This window comes from Novipirellula methanifontis, assembly GCF_052161655.1.
GTDB lineage: Bacteria > Planctomycetota > Planctomycetia > Pirellulales > Pirellulaceae > Novipirellula.
On the sequence record NZ_CP197418.1, the window covers coordinates 7,348,672 to 7,371,245 of the forward strand.

11 protein-coding genes are annotated in these 22,574 nt (G+C 55.1%); 3 read left to right on the forward strand and 8 right to left on the reverse strand.

Annotated features, from left to right (window positions below; all coding sequences use genetic code 11):
• Positions 1–88: 88 nt before the first annotated feature.
• Positions 89–2,665, forward strand: coding sequence for an FG-GAP-like repeat-containing protein (locus SH528x_RS26550; RefSeq protein WP_442506463.1), 2,577 nt, complete (start codon positions 89–91; stop codon positions 2,663–2,665).
• Between the two features lie 526 nt (positions 2,666–3,191).
• Here the strand turns inward: SH528x_RS26550 and SH528x_RS26555 are convergent.
• The 7 genes from SH528x_RS26555 to SH528x_RS26585 all read right to left on the reverse strand — a co-directional run bounded on the left by SH528x_RS26555 (position 3,192) and on the right by SH528x_RS26585 (position 18,129).
• Positions 3,192–4,631 (reverse strand): sulfatase family protein, encoded by a 1,440-nt coding sequence (locus tag SH528x_RS26555; protein WP_442506464.1) that lies wholly within the window; start codon positions 4,629–4,631, stop codon positions 3,192–3,194.
• Between the two features lie 627 nt (positions 4,632–5,258).
• A complete protein-coding gene (locus SH528x_RS26560; protein WP_442506465.1) occupies positions 5,259–8,312 on the reverse strand; it encodes a beta-galactosidase trimerization domain-containing protein in 3,054 nt (1,017 codons plus the stop codon).
• A 597-nt stretch (positions 8,313–8,909) separates the two neighbouring features.
• Positions 8,910–11,036, reverse strand: coding sequence for a prenyltransferase/squalene oxidase repeat-containing protein (locus tag SH528x_RS26565; RefSeq protein WP_442506466.1), 2,127 nt, complete (start codon positions 11,034–11,036; stop codon positions 8,910–8,912).
• A gap of 183 nt (positions 11,037–11,219) precedes the next feature.
• Complete coding sequence (locus SH528x_RS26570; RefSeq protein WP_442506467.1) at positions 11,220–12,581, reverse strand: arylsulfatase; 1,362 nt, start codon at positions 12,579–12,581, stop codon at positions 11,220–11,222.
• Between the two features lie 169 nt (positions 12,582–12,750).
• Positions 12,751–14,784 (reverse strand): right-handed parallel beta-helix repeat-containing protein, encoded by a 2,034-nt coding sequence (locus SH528x_RS26575; protein WP_442506468.1) that lies wholly within the window; start codon positions 14,782–14,784, stop codon positions 12,751–12,753.
• Between the two features lie 165 nt (positions 14,785–14,949).
• Positions 14,950–16,425 carry a transposase gene (locus tag SH528x_RS26580; protein ID WP_442506469.1) on the reverse strand — a complete coding sequence of 492 codons (1,476 nt, stop codon included), beginning with the start codon at positions 16,423–16,425 and terminating at the stop codon, positions 14,950–14,952.
• Between the two features lie 309 nt (positions 16,426–16,734).
• Complete coding sequence (locus SH528x_RS26585) at positions 16,735–18,129, reverse strand: NosD domain-containing protein (protein ID WP_442506470.1); 1,395 nt, start codon at positions 18,127–18,129, stop codon at positions 16,735–16,737.
• A 22-nt stretch (positions 18,130–18,151) separates the two neighbouring features.
• Between SH528x_RS26585 and SH528x_RS26590 the strand changes: the two genes are divergently transcribed.
• A complete protein-coding gene (locus SH528x_RS26590) occupies positions 18,152–18,382 on the forward strand; it encodes a hypothetical protein (protein WP_442506471.1) in 231 nt (76 codons plus the stop codon).
• Between the two features lie 17 nt (positions 18,383–18,399).
• Here the strand turns inward: SH528x_RS26590 and SH528x_RS26595 are convergent, their stop codons facing one another.
• Positions 18,400–19,863 (reverse strand): hypothetical protein, encoded by a 1,464-nt coding sequence (locus SH528x_RS26595; RefSeq protein WP_442506472.1) that lies wholly within the window; start codon positions 19,861–19,863, stop codon positions 18,400–18,402.
• A gap of 542 nt (positions 19,864–20,405) precedes the next feature.
• Between SH528x_RS26595 and SH528x_RS26600 the strand changes: the two genes are divergently transcribed.
• Positions 20,406–22,556 carry an FAD-dependent oxidoreductase gene (locus SH528x_RS26600; protein ID WP_442506473.1) on the forward strand — a complete coding sequence of 717 codons (2,151 nt, stop codon included), beginning with the start codon at positions 20,406–20,408 and terminating at the stop codon, positions 22,554–22,556.
• Positions 22,557–22,574 lie beyond the last annotated feature (18 nt).

Sequence of the window (22,574 nt, forward strand, 5' to 3'; positions counted from 1 at the left end):
CATGAAGTTCCCAGTAAAGGTAGTCACGAGGCAGCGCGTTACCACCCTTCAGATAGGAAACCAGTGAGACTCCGTCGGAAGTGGGTAAGTGGGTGGCACCAAACGACGTCCTCAACTCTTTAACGCTCAAGGACGTCGGTTTGAGACACGCGAGCATATCGAAGAGTTGATCCGTCTGAAGGCAGTCAATTGGAACGAGACACTGAGCTTGATCGATTTGAGGGGGCCGTTCACGCTCGTTACCTTTGACAATGTGGTTGATAAGTCAGAAATGTCCTTGCTTTGGCTGGGCGAAATGAGGACCGCCTACGTGGGGCACGATCGCAATCGCAGTGACGCGATTGCGACGGTGAAGCAGATTGTCGACGTCTACCCCAACAGTGCCGCCGCGGCTGCGTTTTACGGACGATTGCTGGTAGAAAACGGGCGTGACCAAACGCTACAAAATTGGTTTGCCAACCTGCCCGATGGCATTCAAAGACAACCGGAATACTGGACCACTCTGGGGACTTGGTTGCAGCACCACAATCGGCATCGTGAAGCCATCCGGGCGTTCGGAGAAGCCCTGCGTTTAGATCCTGGGAACCGTGAAGCGTTACGAGAGTTGATAGAGTCGCTCGATAGCACAGGTGCGGAAAAGCAGGCCGTTCCGCTCAGGAAACAACTGGCAACCTTGGATCAAATTTTTCGCATCGCCCGCGACGCCGATGCCGAACAGTCGATGTGGATCGCTTCGGAAATGCAAAAATTCACGCGTCCGTGGGAAGCCATGGCGTGGATGATGCGCTCCGCCCAATTGGCAGGTAAGTTCCCGCAGGTCATTCCCGAACTGAACCGTCGTGCGATTTCGGTCGCACAATGGGAAAGCTCGACAACGCCAGACCGGATCGCGGAGGTACGTTTAGCAACATTGCTGGGCTTCGATATCAGCGATTGGCCAATCCCCGAACTCGGCAACCTTCAGCAAGATCACACCGCGGTCGCCGCGTCGACTTCAAGCGAGACATCAACGGATGACGTGCATAATGATTCGCTGTCCCAGCTCGATACATCGGTGCATACAATTCAGCTTGACGATATTGCTGGAGACATTGGAATAGCAACCCACACCGACACTGGCTATTTCGATCAAGACAGTTTCTACGCCTATCAAGTCGACGGCAGCGGGATTGGCGTTGTGGATTTCGACCTGAATGGCTTACCTGATCTCTACATCGTGCAGTCCGCAGGTCCACCGAATGATCCGCTCGGTTCTAATCCAAACCAGTTGTTTCGGTCATTACCCGATGGATCGTTTGCTGATGTGACGTTGCAGTCGGGGACGGGTGACCGGGGCTATGGTGCGGGCGTTGCGGTCGGCGATGTCAATCAAGACGGCTTTCCAGACCTGTTGATTGGCAACGTGGGGGTCTCGGTTCTGTTTGTCAATCAAGGTGATGGCAGCTTTCGAGATGCGAGTGATCTGATCCAAGACAACCCCGTGACGTGGACGTCCAGTTTCGCGATTGCGGATCTGAACGGCGATCATCTGCCGGAAATGATCCAAGTGAATTACATCAATGATCAAACAGCATTTGAGATTAAATGCACCGGAGGTTATTTGCATTGTCAACCGCAGCGATTCCGTGCGGCAGCAGATCGAGTGCTCAAGGGTAATTCCGATGGCACCTTCTCGACTTGGCAATCACTCCGAACGATTGACGACGATCCCAAGTTGGGACTCGGTGTAGTGGTCGCCAACTTTGACAAACAGCATGGAAATGATTTTTTCGTGGCCAACGATGGTGATTTAAATCACTTCTGGAGCAGCATTCCAGCGGATGCCGATGCGGATGATCGTTTTTCAATGGTCGAATCGGCAGGGATCCGAGGCTGCAGTATTGGGCAAGGCGGAACCAGCCAAGCGTGCATGGGAATCGCGGCGGCCGATTTCAATCGTGATGGAATGTTGGACGTTCATGTCACCAACTTTTATCATGAACCGGTTAATTTGTTCATCCAGAATCGGCTGGGATTCTTCTCTGATCAAGCGATGAGCTACGGATTGCAAGCTCCTTCGATGCCGGTATTGGGGTTTGGCACCCAAGCGGGCGACTACGACAACGACGGCTGGCCCGATTTAGCAACACTTAACGGGCATGTTTTCGATGCCACCGACCAGGGCGTGCCTTTCCGTATGCAGGCGCAACTGCTAAAGGGAGATCAGCGTGGTTTCACGCTGCAGCAACCCACAGCAGCGGGCGATTATTGGCAACGCGAACAATTGGGGCGAGCATTGGCGACCTGGGACTGGAACCAGGATGGGCGAATGGATCTCGTCGCCAATCACTTAGATCAACCCGTCGCAGTTTTACAAAATAATTCCGACGCGTTGAACTGGATCCAGCTCGAGCTGATCGGCACAACCAGCGAGCGGGATGCAATTGGTGCGATCGCAACGATCACAGCCGGTCCGGAATCGTGGACGGCGCATCGAACCGCAGGGGATGGATACATGGTCAGTAACGAAGCAGTGCTGCATTTTGGCATCGGCAACCTCACTTCGCTGGAACATGTTGAGATACAGTGGCCAAGTGGGCAGATTCAAAGCTTCGACAACGTTGCCTCCAACGCCCGCTACCTGTTGATTGAAGGGGCGAGCGAACTCTACCGACGTACCGAATGACACATTTAGTTCACCGGAACAAGGAAAGGTTTAGTCTTAAGCAGTTAGGCAGGAGCCTTTCAGTAAATTGGCCGTTTTGGCGCTAGCCACGGTTCCGGCGCTAAACCGGGGCTAGCGTTGGACTGCTAAATCTTTGCTGTTGTCATCGGATATTGGGGGTGAGTTTTTCTTTCGGCCTATACCGCAGTTACCTCTCCACCGACGAAGTCGGGGGAGAGGTCGAGCACGCCCTTTAGGCGTTGCTCGGGTGAGGGGGCGACCGCGCTATCGGCGAGCAATTCCGGTGCAATCGGCGTTATCGTCGGCCAGCGACTTGCTCGGTCAGCCCCCTCACCCGAACGTCGCTGAAGGCTCCGTTCGACCTCTCCCCCAACGAAGTTGGTGGAGAGGTGGCAGAAAAGTTGCGCAACCAAAAATCACAACAAGCCCAAAGTTTTAGCGGTCCAGCAAAATCCCCCGAAACTCACGCACGAGTTCCGCTACAAAATCGTTTACGACGTTGGGCTCCTACCTGGAAACGCACTGCCTATTTTACATATCTCTGCGAGACTTCTGCGGAGAAAGATTTTTCACGAAAGGGGTCACTCGTCGTCTCTTGCCACTGCGATAACGCGGAACGCAAGCTCGTTTCGACTTCGCTGAAAGCTTCGGCTCCACTGCGATTATTAAATTCATACGGATCGACTTGCAAGTCGTACAATTCCCATGTCGGCGGATCTTGCAGTCGCTGATACACGGCTTGGCATGGCGCCGTGGGCGATAGCTTTTCCCGTTCGCTGTTTGATCGGTCTCCATCGACCGAAACAATCGGTTTGCCCACACTGCCCGGTAGGCGATGGATCAGCTTATAGCGTCCGTCGGTGATCGCCCGAGTCGGATGAAATGATCCGGCACCGTGAAAATGAAACTCACCGACGAGAGTCTCACGCCATGTTTTCGAGTTAGATTCGGATGAGGAAATCGTTGCGACTTCCCGCAGCGACTTGCCATGCACCATCGTTGAACTGCGGACTCCAACGGCATCGAATACCGTCGGCGCAATATCAACCGCACTGACCAAACGTTTGGAAACATGGGGCACCGTGACACCCGGCCAATCGATTAGAAAGGGCACTCGCAATCCCGCTTCATAGCAGGTTGTTTTCCCACGAGAAAAGGGAGGGCCGTGATCGCCAAGGAAGATGATCAAAGTTCGCTTACGCTGCTCGGTTCGCTCGAGCGACTGCATCAACATACCGATCGCGGCATCCACGCGCTGGACACAGTTGTAATATCCAGAAATGCGTTTTCGTGTCACGGGCGTGTCGACAGCTTGCCACGGCCATGCGGTAACATCCTCGGGACCGATCGGCGTTTCGGGAACGCCCATGACGACGTCAGGGAAGTCAGGCTCGCCACTTCCTCGCTTGCCCATCACATGGGGATCAAAGACGTTGAACATGAGGAACCAAGGGGTTTCGCCGCTGTCTTTCCAAAATCGTTCTGCGTGTCCTACCTGCTTGCGAATATCCCGCTGGCCGAATCCGTCTTTTGCCCGCATGTCGAACGCAAATTTCGCTTCAGGGTTCACGTGCAGTTTTCCGATCACGCCCGTACGGTAGCCAATTCGTTTGAGTTGATTCGGAATCGATTGTTCGATCAACTGCTGCCGCACCTGAAAACCGACGCCTGCGTTGGCCAGCCCGTAGTGCCCGTTGCCATGCGGGTAGATTCCCGTCAGCATGGCCGAGCGAGAGGGACTGCAAGACGCTTGAGCGACATATGCGGTTTCAAAACGAACACTCTCGCTAGCGAGTTGGTCTAGATTTGTGGTCGGGACCGTTTGGTCTCCGTAGCAGTTCAGCTGCAACCCTAGATCATCCGCTGTAATCAGCAGTACGTTGACAGGCCGCTCGGCGGCTGACACGGGTGTGACGGCGACAAACATGAGCGTGGTCAACAAGACCAATGGCTGATTCATATGCATGCTTCTACTTGCTGTTCTGCTGGTGACGGGGATCTCAGGATTACCAGTCTAATCGCTTAGCCCAGCACCGACTTGCACTGCAGACTGGTCCAATTTCGCCAGGATCGCCAACGGAATCAAAATACGAGACGGAAACATTGTGTCAATCCTGCCATTTCCGCGGCATAGCCAAGGAAAATGCTGGAATTGCTGATGCCAAATGCGGTTCATGGGCAGGCCGAGTGGATTCTCTTTGACATCCAGCCTGCTTTGCCCACAGCGAATCGCATCTGAGCGAAGCTTTCGAGTGTCCTCGTCACTGCTGCATCGTCGCATGGCGGCAGTAACGCCGTGAACGGTTTCCTGGTAGCTAAGCAGTTAGGCAGGAATGATTGGGTGAAATCCCGTTAGTCGCTTGGGCGCTAGCCCCGGTTTCGTCACCACAGAACCGGGGCTAGCGCCCAAACGGCTAATATACCGAAAGACTCCTGCCTATCTCCTTACCTTCGCCAGAAAGTGGTGATTCGCATTGCGGGCCAACAATCCACGCTCTGGCGAGCGCAGCTACAAAACGCAAATGCTGCAGTTTGCATCCTAAAAATCGTTGACGAAGTTGGGCTGGAGCGCGTGATCGAGAAGACGCACCCATCAATAATAAACTTTAATGTAGTCGCTGGCGTCCAACGGCAACGAGAACCGGACGATTCCTTTTTCGCCTGACTCGAAGGCAATGACGCCGTGATGGATCGACTCAATCCGAGCAATCGGTCGTGGGCTGCGGAGGCGGAATTCAACATTGTCGATTGGCTTGAGCGTGTAGTTTGCGACCGGGATGACCGCTCCGCTTTCGGCATGCAGCAAAACCGCGTCGACTAGCGGGATATTGCACGTTAGTGCAGGATCGACGCCTGCGGCACGAACGGGCTGCAGAATCAGTTCGCGGACTTCGGCCGGAAATTGCCAGGGATTGTACGATCGGTCCAGGCGAGTGTCGGCCGTTGAATTGGCAATCGTCGATTGTTTGGGAACATCGATCGAAAGGGTTGGCGTTGGTTCCGCCGTGCGGTTGGCCGCCGCGTCTTCGTCGTTGGTTCGCGATATCTGCATTTCGCGTCGCGCGACGACAGCCTGCCGGATGTAGTCCAGCGCCGGCAGAAAGCCCACCGAATAGATCATTCCGGTGCCAACGTTCGACCGCACGATCGCAGCCGATCCGTCTTTGAATTTCGCCAGCACATCGCTGCCTTCGCGCGGCGTCTGGTGCTGGCGCACCGAAAGAACGTCCAGCGTCACACCATCGGCCACGACACGGTCTCGCGGTTGCAAAACATGGACGTAGCTGCCGGAATTCAAGAAGGGCTGAAGTGTTTCCAGGGTGTCGCGTTCGGCAGGTAACTGCGAATCGAAGACTTCCAACGGACGATTGTACTCGTCACGACTAGCGGCCCCCGCCGACAGATAGACAACGCCGCCTGCAGCAACCCACTCGCTTAACCGTTGTGCCGCTTCACGCGTCAGATTCGGGCCGTCGACGTAACAGACTTTATAGTCTTCCAATCCGCCGCGTTCGACCTGTCGTTCGCCCACGAAATCGACGGGAACCTGTGCATGAGCCAGTGCCATCCAAGTATGCATGCGGTGGAAACCGAACGCGTGATTTCGGTTGCTTGTCCAGGCGTCCGAGGACGAAGAATACAGAATGGCGACTTCCGCCGGCGCGGCAGTTGCCGACCGCAGCAGATCCTCAGCGCCCCCAATTTCTCGAACGACTTCGGCGTTGGCACGCCACGTCTCGGGCTTGGAATACCAGGTGTGGCTCTTCCACGCCGGTCCGCCTTCGTGATTGCCCCAGCTGACACCATAGGAGAAATTCTTCCAGATGCGAACACCTCTCGCCGTTTCACTCGCGGCTTTGAGTTTGATGTCCCAGGATTTGCGTCCCGCATGAGCCACCAAATAATGTCCCAACAATTGACCTCGCTCACGCGCGGCAGCACGCATCAGGTCGACGTTGTAGGCGCCGCATTGATAACTGGATGCCCCGTTGGCCCAGTCTTCGCTCCAAATCGCATTCTGATCGTCATCGTCGAGCAGTTCGAAATAGTCCACGCCCTGTCCATACATGTTTGCATGATAGGTCGCGCCGTCGCTGAAATTGACCAGAGTCGGCAGCGAGCGACCGTAGGCCTGCTCCAAGATGCCGCGCTGAGTCGCCATGAAGACACCCAACGCTCGGGTGCGAAACCGCTGAGTGAAGTAATGCAGGGCTGGAAATTCGTCGCGTTGGTCCTCAGGTACCGGCTTAACTTCATCCCAGCTAGACACCAGCAGATCGGCTGGTGACTTGCCCCGTTTTTTCAGCCACTCACGAAAGGCGGTCCCGTAGGCTTCGTCTTGGGCCATGAACGCGGCTGACTGGCCCGCCGGTTCATCCATCAGCATGCAGTAGACGATGTCGTCGATTGACTTGCCGCTGTCACGATATGCGGCGGCCTGCGCGGCGGCGTGCTCTTTCATTCGTTCAATATCGGGACGGCAGTAGGAGCGATTTAGCATGTGCCAGACGCCGCCAATGTGAGAGCGACTGCGATTGCTGAAGCCGAAGTAATCCAGCGTTTTCCATTCGCGATCGCTTACCGATTGGTCCACCTGGGTGCCGTAACCACCGACCGTCGCACTGACGAAGAATGGGATCCGCTGCGGCTTGCTGCCGAACTCAGGCCAATCAAAGGCATCTGCAATTCGGCCGGTGGCTTCCGCGAAGTCGGCGTCCCGCTTTAATCGACTGAGATGCTCGGCGGTTGTCAGGTCCGGCGGCACGACAACGACCAGCCCGTTGGGAACACTCTCCACGTCCATTGTTCGCACGATCGATTGTTCGTCCGCTGCGGTGGCGAACTCGAACCGGGCCTGTAATTGTGCGGCGCGTTGATGATAGGTGTGCCGCACGCTGATGTTCAGGATCGCACCGCTGTCCTGGTACAGCATCGGTGTGATGTTGCACCACGGAGTCTGTTCGCCGCCCAGCATCTGATCGCCATTCTTGGGCTGCAACCCCTGCTGCGCACCTGCTTTGGAAAGATGAAAGTGTTGATACCAGGGCGCACGATAATGATCCGCAAAGATGTGAACGTACGCGGGCTCGTCGTAGACCTCGCCCAACGTCACTCGCAGAAACGTTTGTTCGCCATGGGGCAAGTGGTCGGGAACCAGCGTTTTGTCGGTGGTGAGTAGGAAGCAATCGACGTGCCGCACGTAACTTGAACAGTTCTTCTGTTCGAATTTGGTCAACTCCAGTTCCACGGTGCCCGCCGGCAACTTCACATCGACATAATCCCACACATACGCCCAACTCTTCGCGTCCGGCTTTGGTTCCAAATCAACGTCTTTCGCCGTCGACTTGTCGCCATGAACCACAGCGAGCTGAAACGGACCGCGAAAACGTTCGTGGTGCAGATAACGAACCCAGACTCGATAGTTGCCTGGCTGTTCGATTTCGATCGGCTTGCGAGCCGTGCCGAGTGGATCTCCCGTGGCACCGTGGAAAGAGTGCAATCGTGACGCCGCCCGGGTCTGTTGATTCTTCGCCACTTGCCAGCCGTCGGTCGCCGACACGAAGCTCTCTGCCTCGACAAAGATCGGCTCCGCTTGAGCCGTGGAAAGAAGCAGACAGGACAGTATCGCGAAAAGAAAGTATTTCATGGTCAGGACTCGCGGTTCAATGTTCGGTTTTATCGTTCTACTTCGCCTTGTCGCGAATTTTGCTTGATAGCGAGTTCGGTCCAACGGTAAGTGGGTGGCACCAAACGAAGTCCTAAGCAGCTAGGCAGGAGTCTTTACGTATATTAGCCGCTTTGGCGTTAGCCTGGTCCGCTGAAACTATGGTGTTGTCGTGAGTTTTGGTTGCGCAACTTTTCTGCCACCTCTCCACCAACTTCGTTGGGGGAGAGGTCGAACGGAGCCTTCAGCGACGTTCGGGTGAGGGGGCTGACCGAGCAAGTCGATGGCGACGAAAACGCCGTTTGCACCGGAATTGCACGCCGATAGCGCGGTCGGCCCTCACCCGAACGAGGCCTAAAGGGCCCGTTCGACCTCTCCCAGCTTCGCCGGGAGAGGTAACTACTGAATAGCCCGGAAGAAAAACTTCCCCCAATATCCGATGTCCACACCAAAGATTTAGCGGATCAGCGCTAGCCACGGTTCCGACATTCAACCGGGGCTAGCGCCCAAACGGCTAACGGGATTTCACCCAATGATTCCTGCCTAACTGCTTACCGCGTTTGTCTGTCGGGTAAGCGATTAAAACTCAATCGATTCGATCGTTTGATCGCCCGTCGACAGGATCTGGACGCGAGCTTCGGCGCGATGCTGACCGTCCGTAACATCAGGCATCTCGTATAAATGATAGATGTCATCCAGTTTACCATTCTTCGAATTGCTGCGAATTTCACGTGGCACAACAACTTGTCCATCCACGCTAAGACTCAGCAACTTGGACAGCGGCTCAATTAGCAATCCTTGTGTCGTATTGGACCAGGCGCAGCGTACGCGGATCGCAATCCCTTGCGATGGACAGCCTGTTTCAAGCACGTCCTCGGGACCGATCACAACCAAAGAAACCATCGGTCTGTTGATCTTCGAATCCAGCCACCAACTCCATTGGTCTTGATGTTGCAAGACATAGTTTTCGAGCGATTCGGAACCCGAGTGCATGATCAGTTTGTTATCGGTTTTCGCATCGCGACGAACAGCGACCGTCCAGTTGTTCTTCAGCGCCTTGAGCCAACCTTCCCAACTAGGTTCTTCAGCGAGAAACAGAGTACGGAACCCCGTCGTCATGTCGGCAAACCACCACGGCTGCGCGCCGTGCGCGTCTTGCAACGCGATGTAGGGAATTTGTCCGCGGTAAAGATGCAGGAACGGTTCCGTGTCTGTGAAATCGGGATTGCCAAAATGAAATGTGCTAATCGCAGCAAATCCCCGGCGGTCCAACGAGTCATCCAGCAGCAACCGCACGAGATCTTCATTCTCGCCAAACTGCCATATCAGTCGCCCACCCGCTTGCTCGAGCGGCTGCAATCTTCTCGTTCGAAACTCCTCCCAAGTCAGTACTTTGTCTCTTGCCAAAGAATCAGCCGCCGCGTTTAGATCCTCCGCGATGATGTCGCTCATGTGGCTGTACGTCCCTTCGCCTGGAACTCGGATCCAAGTCCCGTACTCTTCGTTGGCAACAACGAACTGAACCGGCACGCCGTCTTGGTCTGCTATCCGCTGCGTTGCTGCCATCCATTGGGCGCTAGAGTTTTTCGCACCCCACAGGTGAATGCCGAGTCGTTTGGCTAGGATCACGGCATCTCGCGGACTGCCTGCTCCATGCGCCTGAATTTGTGCGGAGTAGATTTTTAAGTTTTGGGGAAGCGGGATTGCCTTGCTAGAACGCGAAGTTCGATTCGTTCTCGATGGCGGCTGATCTGCTGCCGCGACGCTCTCCAAACTGGCCAGTGCATCAACAACGTGATAAGTCGACAGTGGGTTGGAAAGCCAACCGGGTCTCTCGGCAAAACCATCATCGGAATTCTTCAAGCTCAGCAGAAACGCCATCGCGGCGGGCTCGTCGATCGGCCTCGCATCGAGCAGTTTCAGTGAACGCATGGCCGCGTGGGTGTAAGTCGCCGTGCTGACGGCCGACATCGATGCGTTCGGTTGCCAGGTGAAACCCCCGTCGGATTGCTGACACGCTTGTAACCAGGCAACCAATGTCTCTCGCAATTCGTCGGCCAGGCCGAACAAAAGTGCCGCTTGCAGTCCCCACCACGTGGCGACGACATGACCATCGCTTCCATCGTCGCCCGGCGTGTTGTTGAAGCTGCCACTTGGACGCCGGCGCTGGAGAACATACTCTCGCATCGGTTTGTCCAAGTCATCATGTGGCAGTCCAAGCTTCTCTCGGCAAAGTAGGGTGGCAATCTGTTTACGAAAAATTGGATAGCCATTCTGCTCATATTGACTTGCGTAAGGAATCGGCGCTTTCCACTGGGAAACCTGCTTGTGGAAATCCGAGGTGTCTTGACCGAGCCACTGCAGTGTCTCGATCTGTTGCAAATCAAATTCTCGATAACGCTGCTTGATCGGCTTCTGATCCGCTGGGTGCTTCCGTCGTACAAACTCTGCAAGCGACTTGACGTCGGTCAGTTGGATTTGCAGCGCGACGCAGCAACCAACCACTGCATGCGTTGCGACCAAGTGGGAGCGAGATTGATCGCTCCAGCCAAAACCACCATCGCGTTTGCGCAGCCCCAACAAGTAATCCTGAGTTTTCGACTCTGCGGCGAACGAGCGTCCGTCCGCCGAAGCAACCAAACCGGCGACAGCCAGGCTTTGCAATACCGCACGTCGCGAAGGTCGGACGTCATGTTGATTGTTCATGTTCAGCTAAGCTGGTCGTTTGGTATTTAACGGTGAAACGTCGATCATTCTGTGAGCCGACGGCGCTAGCCGCGGGCAAGTTCCCTACAATATTGACGCTCTCCGCGGCTAGCGCCGTCGGCTCAGTTCATTATTTGGAATGACTCATATTGACCTGCTTACCACAGCAGGCTGTTTCATTCGTCACCGCTTGGGAACCCACGGAAAATTCTCGTTCTCAACGCGAGCTTTGTCCATCAGCTGTTCCGCTTTGGCAACCAATTCCGGGTTCTGGTTCGCCACGTCATCGCTTTCGGCGGTGTCTGATTCCAGATTGTATAATTCAATCGACGCGCCGATACGGTTGCGAACCGCCTTCCAAGTCCCAAATCGAATTGCCTGCTTGGGTGCTCGTTCATGAAGTTCCCAGTAAAAGTAATCGCGAGCCGGCGCGTTACCACCCTTCAGATAGGAAACCAGTGAGACTCCGTCAGTGTGAATGTCAGCTGGCAAATTTGCGTTGGCAAGTTCAGCGGCAGTAGGGAGGAAATCCCAAAATGCCCAGGGCTCATCGCTGACACGACCGGCAGGCACCACGCCTGGCCACCTCGCGATCGCTGGCTGACGCAAACCGCCTTCGTACATGCTACGTTTAAAGCCACGCAAGGTTCCGCCCATTGATTGATCAAATCGCTTTCCAATCGCTGAATCGGGGGCGAATGAGGAGCCGTTGTCTCCCGCAAAAATCACCAAGGTGTTTTGGTCGACTTGCATTTCTTTTAACAAGCTGAATAACTGTCCCATGTCAGTATCCAACCGAGTGACCATCGCCGCGTAAGCACGTTCTTTCTCTGTCCAATCCTGTTGCTTCGCGTAGATGCCAAGGTCATCGATTTCATATTTTCCATGCGGCAACGTGGTGGCATAGAATAGAAAGAAAGGCTTCGAGCGTTGCTGGCCAACCCATCGGAGCATGTCGTTTTGAATCAGATTGTCGGCATAAGTTTTCTTAGCATTGTCGTTGTTTTCTGGCAGTTCGATGCGTGATTCGTCATCGTGGAGGTAGGTTGGAAAATAGCTGTGCGCGTGAACTTGGCCGTTGTAACCAAAGAAATGATCAAAGCCCTTTTTGTGCGGGCTGCCGGTGGTGTCGAATTGTCCCATCCCCCATTTGCCCATACAGGCCGTCGCGTAGCCGGATGATTTCAGCAATTGAGCCACGGTTACTGTCGCGGCAGGCAGGGGAAGTTGACCGGCACCGAACTTGGATCCAGTTCTCAACTCATAATTCCCACGAATGGGGCAGTGCCCCATGTCCAGCCCGGTCACCAGGGAAGCCCGTGAGGGAGCGCACACGCTGGAACCCGAGTAAGCCTGTGTGTAACGTGTCCCCTCGGCTGCCATGCGATCGAGATTGGGTGTCTGGATCAATTTCTGGCCATAGCAACCCAGATCTCCCTGCGCCAGATCATCGGCAAGCACAAAAACAATATTGGGCTGTGGCTCCGATCCCAGTGAGACACCGCTGAGTAGATAAAAAGCAAAAAGGAAAACAAGTCGCTTCATATTCAAGTCGCCTTTGGAAAGATGCATCATCGGCCGGTCAAAGCAGTGTGGCAGTCGATAGCATAGCAAATTGCATAAGGTACAATCGTATCGACCAGGCGGTCGGCGATTATCGCCGACCGCTCCAGCCGAACGACTCATCAAACTGGGGTTATCCAGTTAGCGGCGATCATTTTGGTTTCAGCAGTGCCTCGGGAGTGTACGCTAGCACGTTTGGCACGCCGCGCAGTTCGATGTAATTATCCTCGAACGCACCATCGGTGGGTTTGCCGATCCGAACTCGCCAAACTTCGTCCTTGCCGGCCGTGCGAGGTTTGCCTTCGTACAACGTTGGGATGTCGATATTCTGCTTCACCCATACCTGTGTACCCGCAGGGTCGAAGACCGCAGCGTTGACACGTTCCCCGCCAGCGCCATAGATTTTGACACCGAACTCCGCCACACTGCCCGGCACCCAGAAATAGAAGTCGCCACTGGTGCTGATGAGCGAAATGGCGTTGTCTGTCCCGACCAAACACAGTCGGTGTGTCGGCGAGTCGACGTGGACGCTGTTGCCTCCCGCGTCGCACACCAGTTTGAATGTGCCAGTCTCCGGCGCGGTGAAGCTGCACTGCGTATCCTGCTGGAAGGGCGCTGTCAGCGTCGCGATGCGTTTGCCGGCCTCATCCAGCACCGGAATCTTCATGTCACTGCCGCCGTAACCGCCGACCTTCAGGTACCGCACGCGGAGTTGCACCGCGTCACCTTGCGTGGCATAGATGAGGTACTCGCCGTGCTTACGCTGACGTGCAAGCTGCGGTTTAGTCGATGGCAGCGTGGCATCGGGAAAGACTGGCACGAAGCGAGTGTCCGTCAGATCGTAGCGTTGGATCCGTTTCATCGTGCGAGTCGGCATCAGTTCGTCGAGCAGTTGCTCGGTGATCGGAACCACTTGCTCTGTGCCATCGCGGACCACCTTGAGCGTCCCTGTGACGTCGAGGACTTTCAGGTCACCGGCGTAGTCCTCAAACGCCATTAGCGGCCGATCCACCGGTTCGACCAGTTTGCAATCCACGAACTCGACGCCTCCCACATCCTGGGTACTGCCCACGCGAGCGGTGAAAACGATCGGCGTGCCCCGCGTCGGCTTGTCACTTGCATCCGCTAGCGTACAGTTTTCAAAACGCACGCGGCAGGCGTCCACTGGCAAGTCTCGCACACTGATGCCAGCGGTACCGGTATCCTCGAAGCGGCAATCGACGAAATCAATCTGCCCCAGTGGCGGACCTTTCGGGCCACCGTTGGCAGTGGTGATCGACGCCGAGATTGCGTTGCTGCCGCGAGAAACACAGTCCTCGATGCGAACAGAGATGGGTGCTGAGGTGCCATCAAGCGGTCGCAGATAGAGCACGTACGCGGGACCGACGTTGTTCTCGGCCACACAGTTCCGCATCACACAGTTGACGACCTTCTCGCCAGGATGATTGGGTTCGAAGTCGATCCCGGCCTGGGGCGCCGTGCCAGACGTATTCTTGAGCACGGAGTCCTCGATCAACAAGTTCTCTGCGCTGATCACGCTGATTCCCTGCCTGTTATTGCCATCACAGATCACGTCCTTGATATGTACGTTTTTGTTGGTGACACCGCGTTGGGCTACGCCGAGATAGATTCCGTCACCGCCGCTGTCGGCGAGCGTGAGACCGTAGACTTTCACGTTGTTGCTACTGAGAATGCTCAGGCAGTGTCGCCACTCGGCACGGGCGTACGCATCAGTGTGGTAGTCAGACTTCCACATCCGGAACGTTGCCCCGTTACCGTTGAGCGTGACATTCTGCTTTAACCTGGCTGTAAACAGGCTGTCATTCTTGCCTTTGAATGCGCCTCGTTTTGCGAGCACAACACAGTCCTTCTCAAAGTACAACTCCTGGTCGCTGGCGAGTTCAATCTTGTCCACAATCCATGGTTTACCCCTATTGGAAACGATGACTTTGTCGGCACCTGAATCGATCGCGGCCTGGAGTGCTTTGGTCGACTCCGTTTCGTCGAAGCCCCACCAAGCCGCCTCGACGACACTGGGCTGCTCCGCCAACGCGGCTTTAATCGCAGCAGGGTTCGTCTGACCAAAACTGGTCGTCACGCAGAGTAGTACAGCAGCAGCCATGACGGCAAACCGTTTTGCCGCGGCGAGAATCGTGGTCCGGTAAAAATACTTGGGTTCGGTCATCGAGTTGATCTCCATTCTTCTTGTGTCATCAAGGGTGTTCCAGTGTTAAGTGCATCGGCAAGAATGATTCGCTGTAATTCACATTGGCCGAAGGGCGTTAAGCAGGTAGGCAGGAATCATTGGGTGCAATCCCGTTAGCCGTTTGGGCCAACGCTGTGAAGTATTTTAGGCCGCTTGGTTTTGATGGAATTCGGCGAGTTTTTTACGTTCTTCCATGTTCAGTTTTCTTATTTCAGGATCGCCCAACGGTTTCTTGTGTGGGTTCTTTGGACGGTAACGCTCCTTCTTGTCCGTGCCCGCTTGATAGGTCTGGACGAGGGCTTGCGACAGGCTGTGCAGCATGTTGTCACTCGCACTGCAATATTTGTCGAGGCGACGCATGCAGCGTCGCAAGCAACGCATCGTGTTGGCCAAACTTCGTTTTTTCGGATCATAGTCGACTTGCTCGGGAACGTCTTGCTGTTCGGGAATCTGTTCTCGCAGCGCCAGCAGTTCGGCAATCGCCATCGCGCGAATCGACCAGTCCAGTTCCGCCAATGCCCGATCGCTGTTGCGGCAACGTAGTTTGTGCTTGTCAATGGTTTGTTTCAAGCCGCGGAATTCGACTTCGATTCCCCAACGCATTTTGTAGTAACCAATGAGCTGCTTGTGCCTCAGCTTACGAGCGCTCAATACGCTCGTAAGCATCCACATCTTCGTCTTGCCAACTTTCACTTTCACCAGACGCAGCTTCAGCGGCGGGGCGCCAGATTCCATCCTCCCCTTGGGCCAACACAAGACTCGACCTCCACCGAGTTGCTTGATATCAGCCTGCTCGCTGAGCAACTTCACGTTCGCTCCGACACGAACAAGGAAGTCACCACCGGCAGCCAGGATCGCACTCCACAGAGGATAACCTACGAAGCCCGCGTCACCACAAAACAGTGTCTTTTCCGGGAAAGTCTCTTCCTTAAGCATCTCCACGACGTGGCCTCGTTCGCTTGAGTTCGATGGCCCCAAACGCCAAGTCCACGGTAGACGAAGGCTCATGTGCCACATCATCGTGACCCAGATTTGTGGTTCTTGTGGCTGAGGTTTGTTCTTCTGGTTCCGCTTCCGTCGCATCCCCTTGGACTTCTTCTTTCCGTATTTGGCACGCACGCCGCGGCCATAGTTGGGTGCACAAAAAGCTTTCTCATTGGCGGCCGTTCGCGGGACCGTCACGCGTGACCCATCGAAGCCGATCAGTACCCAGTCAGCGGACCTCCAAAAACGTCCGCCCACTTCCTGGGCCAATGACTGATGTCTCTGGCGAAGCCGCGTCGTGAACAGCGATTCGTAGCGATCCAATGCGTTCATGAAGGCCGTGTAGGTTTTGGCGGTGCAGTGAAGCCCCAGCTCTTCACAGATTTCCATCGTCTGATCGAAGGCATCGGTGACGTTTATCTCATTTTGCCAAGACCAGATGAGTGCCTGGATCGCCAATTCTTCGGGCATCCATTTGATATTGCCATGAAATGTATCTTTGGTAAACAATTCACCTTTGGGAACAATCCAACGACACACCTCGTTGAAGATCGTCTTGTTCTTGCGACGAGATTGGCGGTTAGGTTTGCGACGTTGGTTTTGCTTACTACGTTTTGTCTGCTTCTTGCGACTCATGGCCAGATTCCTTTCTGACTGAAGTGTTTCAGTTAGTGTTTGGGGGGAATCTGGCTTTTTTCATATTCGGAGCTTGGTGAAAACCCCGCTTTTTACGTGCTCAAAATGCTTCACAGCGTTGCGTTTTGGCGCTAGCCACGGTTGAATGTCGGAACCGTGGCTAGCGCCAAAGCGGCTAATAAACTGAAAGACTCCTGCCTAGCTTCTTAGTTCCGGTTGAGGTTGCGGTATATGCCGCGAGTAGCCCGGATATTTCGTAACCCGACGCGTGAGTTGTGAAGTTCGCGTTTTCATCCCCGAAGGGGTGATTCAGTCTGCAGCCGTGGCCTCAGCCGCGATCTTGACATCGCCACCAAAGGCGTTTCCAACGAGCACGATATTCTTGTTGCTATCGTTGATCGATATGTCCAGCGAACCGTTCGTCGTGCGTGTGACGCGGCAGCTCGAAATTGTCGTGTCGGTCGTGTTGTTCAGTACAATACCCGAGCCACAATCGCTGAGAATGAGTCCGTTGAGCGTGAACCCACTACAGCGGTTAAGAATCAACGCTCCGGCGTCCGTTGCGAACTGGTGTAGCGTTGAATTTGCGATGATGCAATCGACACAGTCCTCGAACGTAATCGTGCCAGGCCGTTCGAACTGACGCGGGTTAAACGTGTTGCCTGAAACGACGACCCGCTGTGAATTGCGGACGTGCAGATTAGCGGGTTGCGGTGCGAAAAAGTTATTCGCGTTGATGGCGACGTCCAGTGCGTAGTCGATGTCGATGTTAGTCGTCGTGTCGCTGAGGATGTTCCCCGAGATCGTCACGGAATCGATCGGATAAATCTTCTTGCCAGCCAAGCGGATATTGGCTCCGCCGGGCGCGACCGTCTTGTTCTCGCCCTTGCTATAGTTTGCCGAGTGCTGAATCGTACAGCCTGTGATGGCGATCTCGGCGATCGATTGCGCACGCGTGTCGGGTGAACCGGAAACGTCGATCAGGATATTCGCTGCCGTCGTCGGTGTGTCGTCGGCTGGCATGTTGCCTTCGATATCACATCCAGAGACTTGTAAGTTCCGTACATTGCCATCGCGAACAACGATCCCTCCTTGTCGATTGTAGGAAATGTGCGAGGTGCCGATATTGATCTGATGCAGATTCACATCGTCTAGATAAACGCCGACTCCGGAATTCTCGTACAGATGGCAATCGGACACGATGACATTGCGGTTACGATTGACCAGATGAATACCGTGGCGACACCATCGCACGGAAACACCGCTGACGACCGCACCAACGGTTTGTACGAGTTCGATCCCGTCAGCTTCCGCGTGGTTTCCCAGAATTTCAATCCCGGAAACCATCGGCATTCGCTCGTTCCAGGTCGCTGGCTTAAACGACGCAGGTGACGCGGTCCCTTCGTGCGAACCAACAAAACGCAAGGCGGGGCCTGGCCCATCCATGACGATGGTCACCCCGCCCGCCGCTTTCACGGAGACCGCCTTGTGCTTGGCCAAGTCGAACACCAGCGGTTCGGTGATACGTAACACATCGTCCTTTCCAAGCAGCAAGCTGCCACCACGATCGTCGATCATCTGCTGCAGATCGGCTGTCGAATCGGGCAAGGATTTTAAATGCGGGATTTGATCCAGAGTTCCCGCCGACAAACCGGTCGATAGAAAAGAGAAGGTAATCAGGATGAGTGTGTTAAAAATTCTCACGGAGTGAACGCCTTGGTGTTAAGTGAGTTGTGTACCCGTTGCACAGGGTTGGGAAATCATTTCGCGACACCACACGCTGAGCGATAGCTCGCGGTGTCCGCTGTTGTTCAGTAACCGCTATCTTTCACGTGGCGGTCGCTATTGCCACGGAATCTCCGCGGAATTCGTGATCATCGCCAGCGGAAAGTTCCAGCGTGACCGCGTCCGCAGCGATAGCGATGGGTACAAAAAACAGAGCAATCGCAAAAGCTGAGAAAACTCTTGCAATATTTATTGCGTGACCTGATCGAGTAGACTCAATAAGGTTTTTCGGATCTGTGTCTCGGCATCAACGGCCAGATAACTGGACTTGGCACGCCATGTTTCATAGCCCCCGCGTGCATGCTGCTCGGGTGTCGGCAGGTAGCCGTTGTAGCCATTGGCCAACTCGATCGTGAACGTGGGCTTGAGTGGACTGAGTTTCTTGATCGCTAGCCCGGTCTCGACAAACGTCTCGCAGGGACTGCTAACGATCCCCAGATCACCGATGCGAATCGCTTGCAGTTTGACTTGAACCGTGGCCGGGTACTTGGCCATGTTCATCGTCTCGTTGGCATAGATCAAACGTTGCTGCTTCCACGGGCCTGGCCCCGCTTCGGCAATCAGTTTCTCGGCGCGAGCTAATTCCTCTGCGTCAGGCCGGCGGACACCCAGCTCTATCTCGGTCTCCTGCATTTTCAGCGGCACCCAATCTTTGTATTCAACTCGCTGATACGCCACGAGGGCAGAAGCTGCGACATCGGCGGCTACTAGGCGAATCTGTTCAAAGGGTCGCTGACTCGTGCGGCCCTCGTAGAAGTTGATGTTGTTGATATCGCCGCTCGTCCCGTTGGTCATGCAAGCTACAAAAGCGGGCTTGCTTTTATCGCCATCGATCGATTTGGTAAACTGGCGAGCGAACTCGCCGAAGTAATCTGCCGATAACGAATTGGCGGGCACGCCGCCTACGTAATGCAGCGAGTAGTTGGCCCACAATGCGATCGGACGTCCGTCAATGGCTTGCACCGCGAGTACCGGAATTTCTGGATCGACCGGGCCAGCGGGCTGAAGCAAACTCTTGCTATTCGCCGCAGGATTCATCCTTACCGTGTCCGTACCGCGATCAAAAGGGTCCGCGATCGCGGTGCCGGGACGCAAGAACCAGCGGCGATTGAAGACCTGACGCGGGTTGCTCCCTATCGCCCAACCAACACGGGCTGGCTCCAGTTGCGAGTTGGCTTGGGTAATACCCTCAGCAATTCGCTGGGCGAGAAAATCGGGATAGTCCTCTTGAACTAGGCTTTGAAACGTCGGTGCCGCCGTGACTGCGGTATGAGTGTGTGTCGCCGAGCAAAGAATGTGATCCGCCGGAATGCCGGTCGCCTGCGATGCCTGCTTTTTAGCGGCATCGTAGATCTCTCGCGGGACCATGCAACTGTCGCAAGTGACCAACGCGATCTTCGTCTCGCCGTCGTCCAGCACCAGGCAACGGGCGTGCAGCGGATCGTGGGCCTGATCCGCCGTGCGGTGCGTCATACTGCCAGCTGAACTAACAGGAAACTCAGTTGGAGTAATGTCAATCGCGTACGCACCGCCGCGAAGCACACGCTTCGGCGCATCTGCTGCGGAGAGGCCACTCGCCAACAAGCCCAGTATGCCAAATACCGCTAGCGTACGTTGCAATCCGAATGGAATTCGGGATTTCATGCGTCTCATCGTGATCTTTCCAAGGCGGGGAACGGTAATCGTTCGTGGTGAATCTAGGTGGGAGCTTGAGTAGAGAGCTCATCGTCACTCATGCCAAGACCATGCTATCTGCTGGGCGAGCACGTAGCAACTATCATAGCCCGACGTTAGGCGAACCCTGTTCACGAACCAACGCGATCGTGAGCGGATAGAAGGCAGCGGATGAGGCATTTTTGACAGACGAATGGGGGACTGACGAATGAATTCAGAGGGACGATTCGCCTGTCCTTTGAAGAAAGGGGGTCAGGTACCGACGATAAGCAGATCAAGCGGATAAATAAAAAATACGGTATCTGCCCTTCTTGACTCCTCACCGTCGCAAGAACCAGTGACAAGTTCATTCGACAGTTTCTCGATCACGGCAGAGATCGTATCAAAGAAGAACACCGACGCCACACCGCGAATACAATTGTGCCTACAATGCGTCGGAGTTACGGCGACGGCATGGCGGAAGATCCTATCCAATTAAATAACTAGACATCAACAAATAACTAGACATACAGAAAAAATAGATGAGCAACCGAGAATCAGTCTTGAAGCGATCCGTCTGGCTGGTGGCCGTCGTGGTGAGCGCCGCTTTGCATGCAGCCTGTTGCAACAACGTGAGCAAGGCGGGTGAGCCCCACTACTACGAACCGGCGGAGCCTGGTCAACCTAAGTTGATCGAGTGCGATGTGGCCGTGTACGGAGGCACTCCGGCCGGGGTGACGGCGGCAATTCAAGCGGCGCGAGATGGGAAATCCGCAGTCCTGCTTTCCTTTAACCGACACGTGGGCGGAATGACGTCCGGCGGATTGACCGCGACCGATCTGGGAAGAAAGGATTCGATCGGCGGAATCGCACTGGAGTTCTACAATCGAATTGGCAAAGCTCTAGACTATTCCCCTGGAGAAGCCGAGGCGTTGTACCGAAAAATGCTCGATGAAGCCGGCGTAAAAGTCCTGCTGGGACGTGCGCTCAGCTCCGTTGTGATGCAGGATCAGCGACTGGTTTCCGCAACCATGGAAACCGGCGAGACCGTGCGGGCGGCGGTGTTTGTGGACAGCACTTATGAAGGCGACCTGCTGGCCGCTGCGAACGTTTCCTATCACGTCGGACGAGAACCAGCGGCGACTTACGACGAAACGTTGGGCGGGCAATGGCAGACGGTGTCGTGGAAAAACGTCTATCAGTTTTGCCGACTGCCGCTGAGTCCCTACGTGATTGCGGATGATCCGGCGTCAGGTCTGCTGCCGGAAATCGCCGCTGAGACTCCTGGAAAACCAGGCGAAGGCGACTTCAAAGTTCAGGCGTACAATTTCCGACTTCAACTTTCACGCGGTGCCGATAAAGTCGCGTTCCCGAAACCTCGCAGCTATGACGCTAATCGCTACGCGTTGCTGGCCCGCTTTCTGAATTTCGATGAACGCATCGATTGGCGTCTGAACTACACGACGGCCTCGATGACCGACGGGCCGGTTCAGATGCGACAGGGCGACAGCAACAACGCGGGCAGCTTCTCCTCAGACTATGTCGGCGGCAATTACCGCTGGCCCGACGGCACGTACAAACCGGGTTCGATCAGCGAACTTCCTCCGCCACGCCGAGGGCTGCCAGTGCCGCTGCGTGAATTGTACGAAATGCGCGAACGCATTTTCCAAGACCACGTCAACTATCAACAGGGACTGATGTACTTCCTGGCAAACGACCCTCAGGTTCCCGAAGCACTGCGGGTGCGGGTGAGTGCCTGGGGACTCGATCCGCAGGAGTTCACGGAATCCGGATTCTGGCCTCATCAGTTGTACGTCCGCGAAGGCCGCCGCATGGTGTCGGATTATGTTGTCACACAAGCGGACTGCGAATCACGACGGATCGTTAACGATTCCGTGGGTCTGGCTTCGTATCCAATGGATTCACACTTTTGTCAGCGAGTGGTCGTGGAAGAAAACGGAGTGCAGACGGTGCGCAACGAAGGCGGTTTTGGACATGGCTTTGCAAAACCATATCCCGTTTCGTACCGCTCAATCGTTCCTAGAAAGAATGAATGTGAGAACCTGTTGGTGCCAGTCTGTCTTTCTTCGTCCCACGTTGCCTTTGGATCGATCCGCATGGAACCGGTGTATATGATTCTTGGGCAAAGTGTCGGCAGCGCCGCAGCGATGGCGATCACCGAAGAGATTGCCGTACAGGATGTGGACTACGCCAAACTGAAAGTCAAACTGGAACACGACGGCCAGCGGCTGACATGGGCTGACAAGTCGGTGCGTAAACCTGCAAAGACGCTGCCTGGGCTGGTGACGGATGATACGGATGCCAAGACAATGGGGTCATGGACGTCGGGCACTTTAGCTCCTGTCTGTGGTCTGGCCTACCTTCACGACGACAACAACGGCAAAGGCGAAAAAACGGCGACATTCAAAATCGATGTCCCCAAACCCGGCACTTACGAAGTCAGCCTGCTGTACGTCGCGTCTGGCAATCGATCCACGAAGACTCCGGTGACAGTTTCGGTAGGCGAAGACACAAAAGAGATAACCGTCAACCAACGCGAAGGCACTGCGGTCGGTTCGTCACTGGGGAATTTTCGCATTAACGATTCCATCATCGTGACAGTATCGAACCAAAACACGGATGGCTTCGTTGTCGTCGACGGCGTGCAACTGTTGCTGCAACCGCAGCAGTAGCGGTTCGCGTTTGAGTAC

What these genes read in the sequence shown, in the direction of transcription:
- SH528x_RS26555 (WP_442506464.1), bottom strand. Translation starts at nt 4,631, where the DNA reads ATGCATATGAATCAGCCATTGGTCTTGTTGACCACGCTCATGTTTGTC.
- SH528x_RS26560 (WP_442506465.1), bottom strand. Translation starts at nt 8,312, where the DNA reads ATGAAATACTTTCTTTTCGCGATACTGTCCTGTCTGCTTCTTTCCACG.
- SH528x_RS26565 (WP_442506466.1), bottom strand. Translation starts at nt 11,036, where the DNA reads ATGAACAATCAACATGACGTCCGACCTTCGCGACGTGCGGTATTGCAA.
- SH528x_RS26570 (WP_442506467.1), bottom strand. Translation starts at nt 12,581, where the DNA reads ATGAAGCGACTTGTTTTCCTTTTTGCTTTTTATCTACTCAGCGGTGTC.
- SH528x_RS26575 (WP_442506468.1), bottom strand. Translation starts at nt 14,784, where the DNA reads ATGACCGAACCCAAGTATTTTTACCGGACCACGATTCTCGCCGCGGCA.
- SH528x_RS26580 (WP_442506469.1), bottom strand. Translation starts at nt 16,425, where the DNA reads ATGAGTCGCAAGAAGCAGACAAAACGTAGTAAGCAAAACCAACGTCGC.
- SH528x_RS26595 (WP_442506472.1), bottom strand. Translation starts at nt 19,863, where the DNA reads ATGAGACGCATGAAATCCCGAATTCCATTCGGATTGCAACGTACGCTA.
- SH528x_RS26600 (WP_442506473.1), top strand. Translation starts at nt 20,406, where the DNA reads ATGAGCAACCGAGAATCAGTCTTGAAGCGATCCGTCTGGCTGGTGGCC.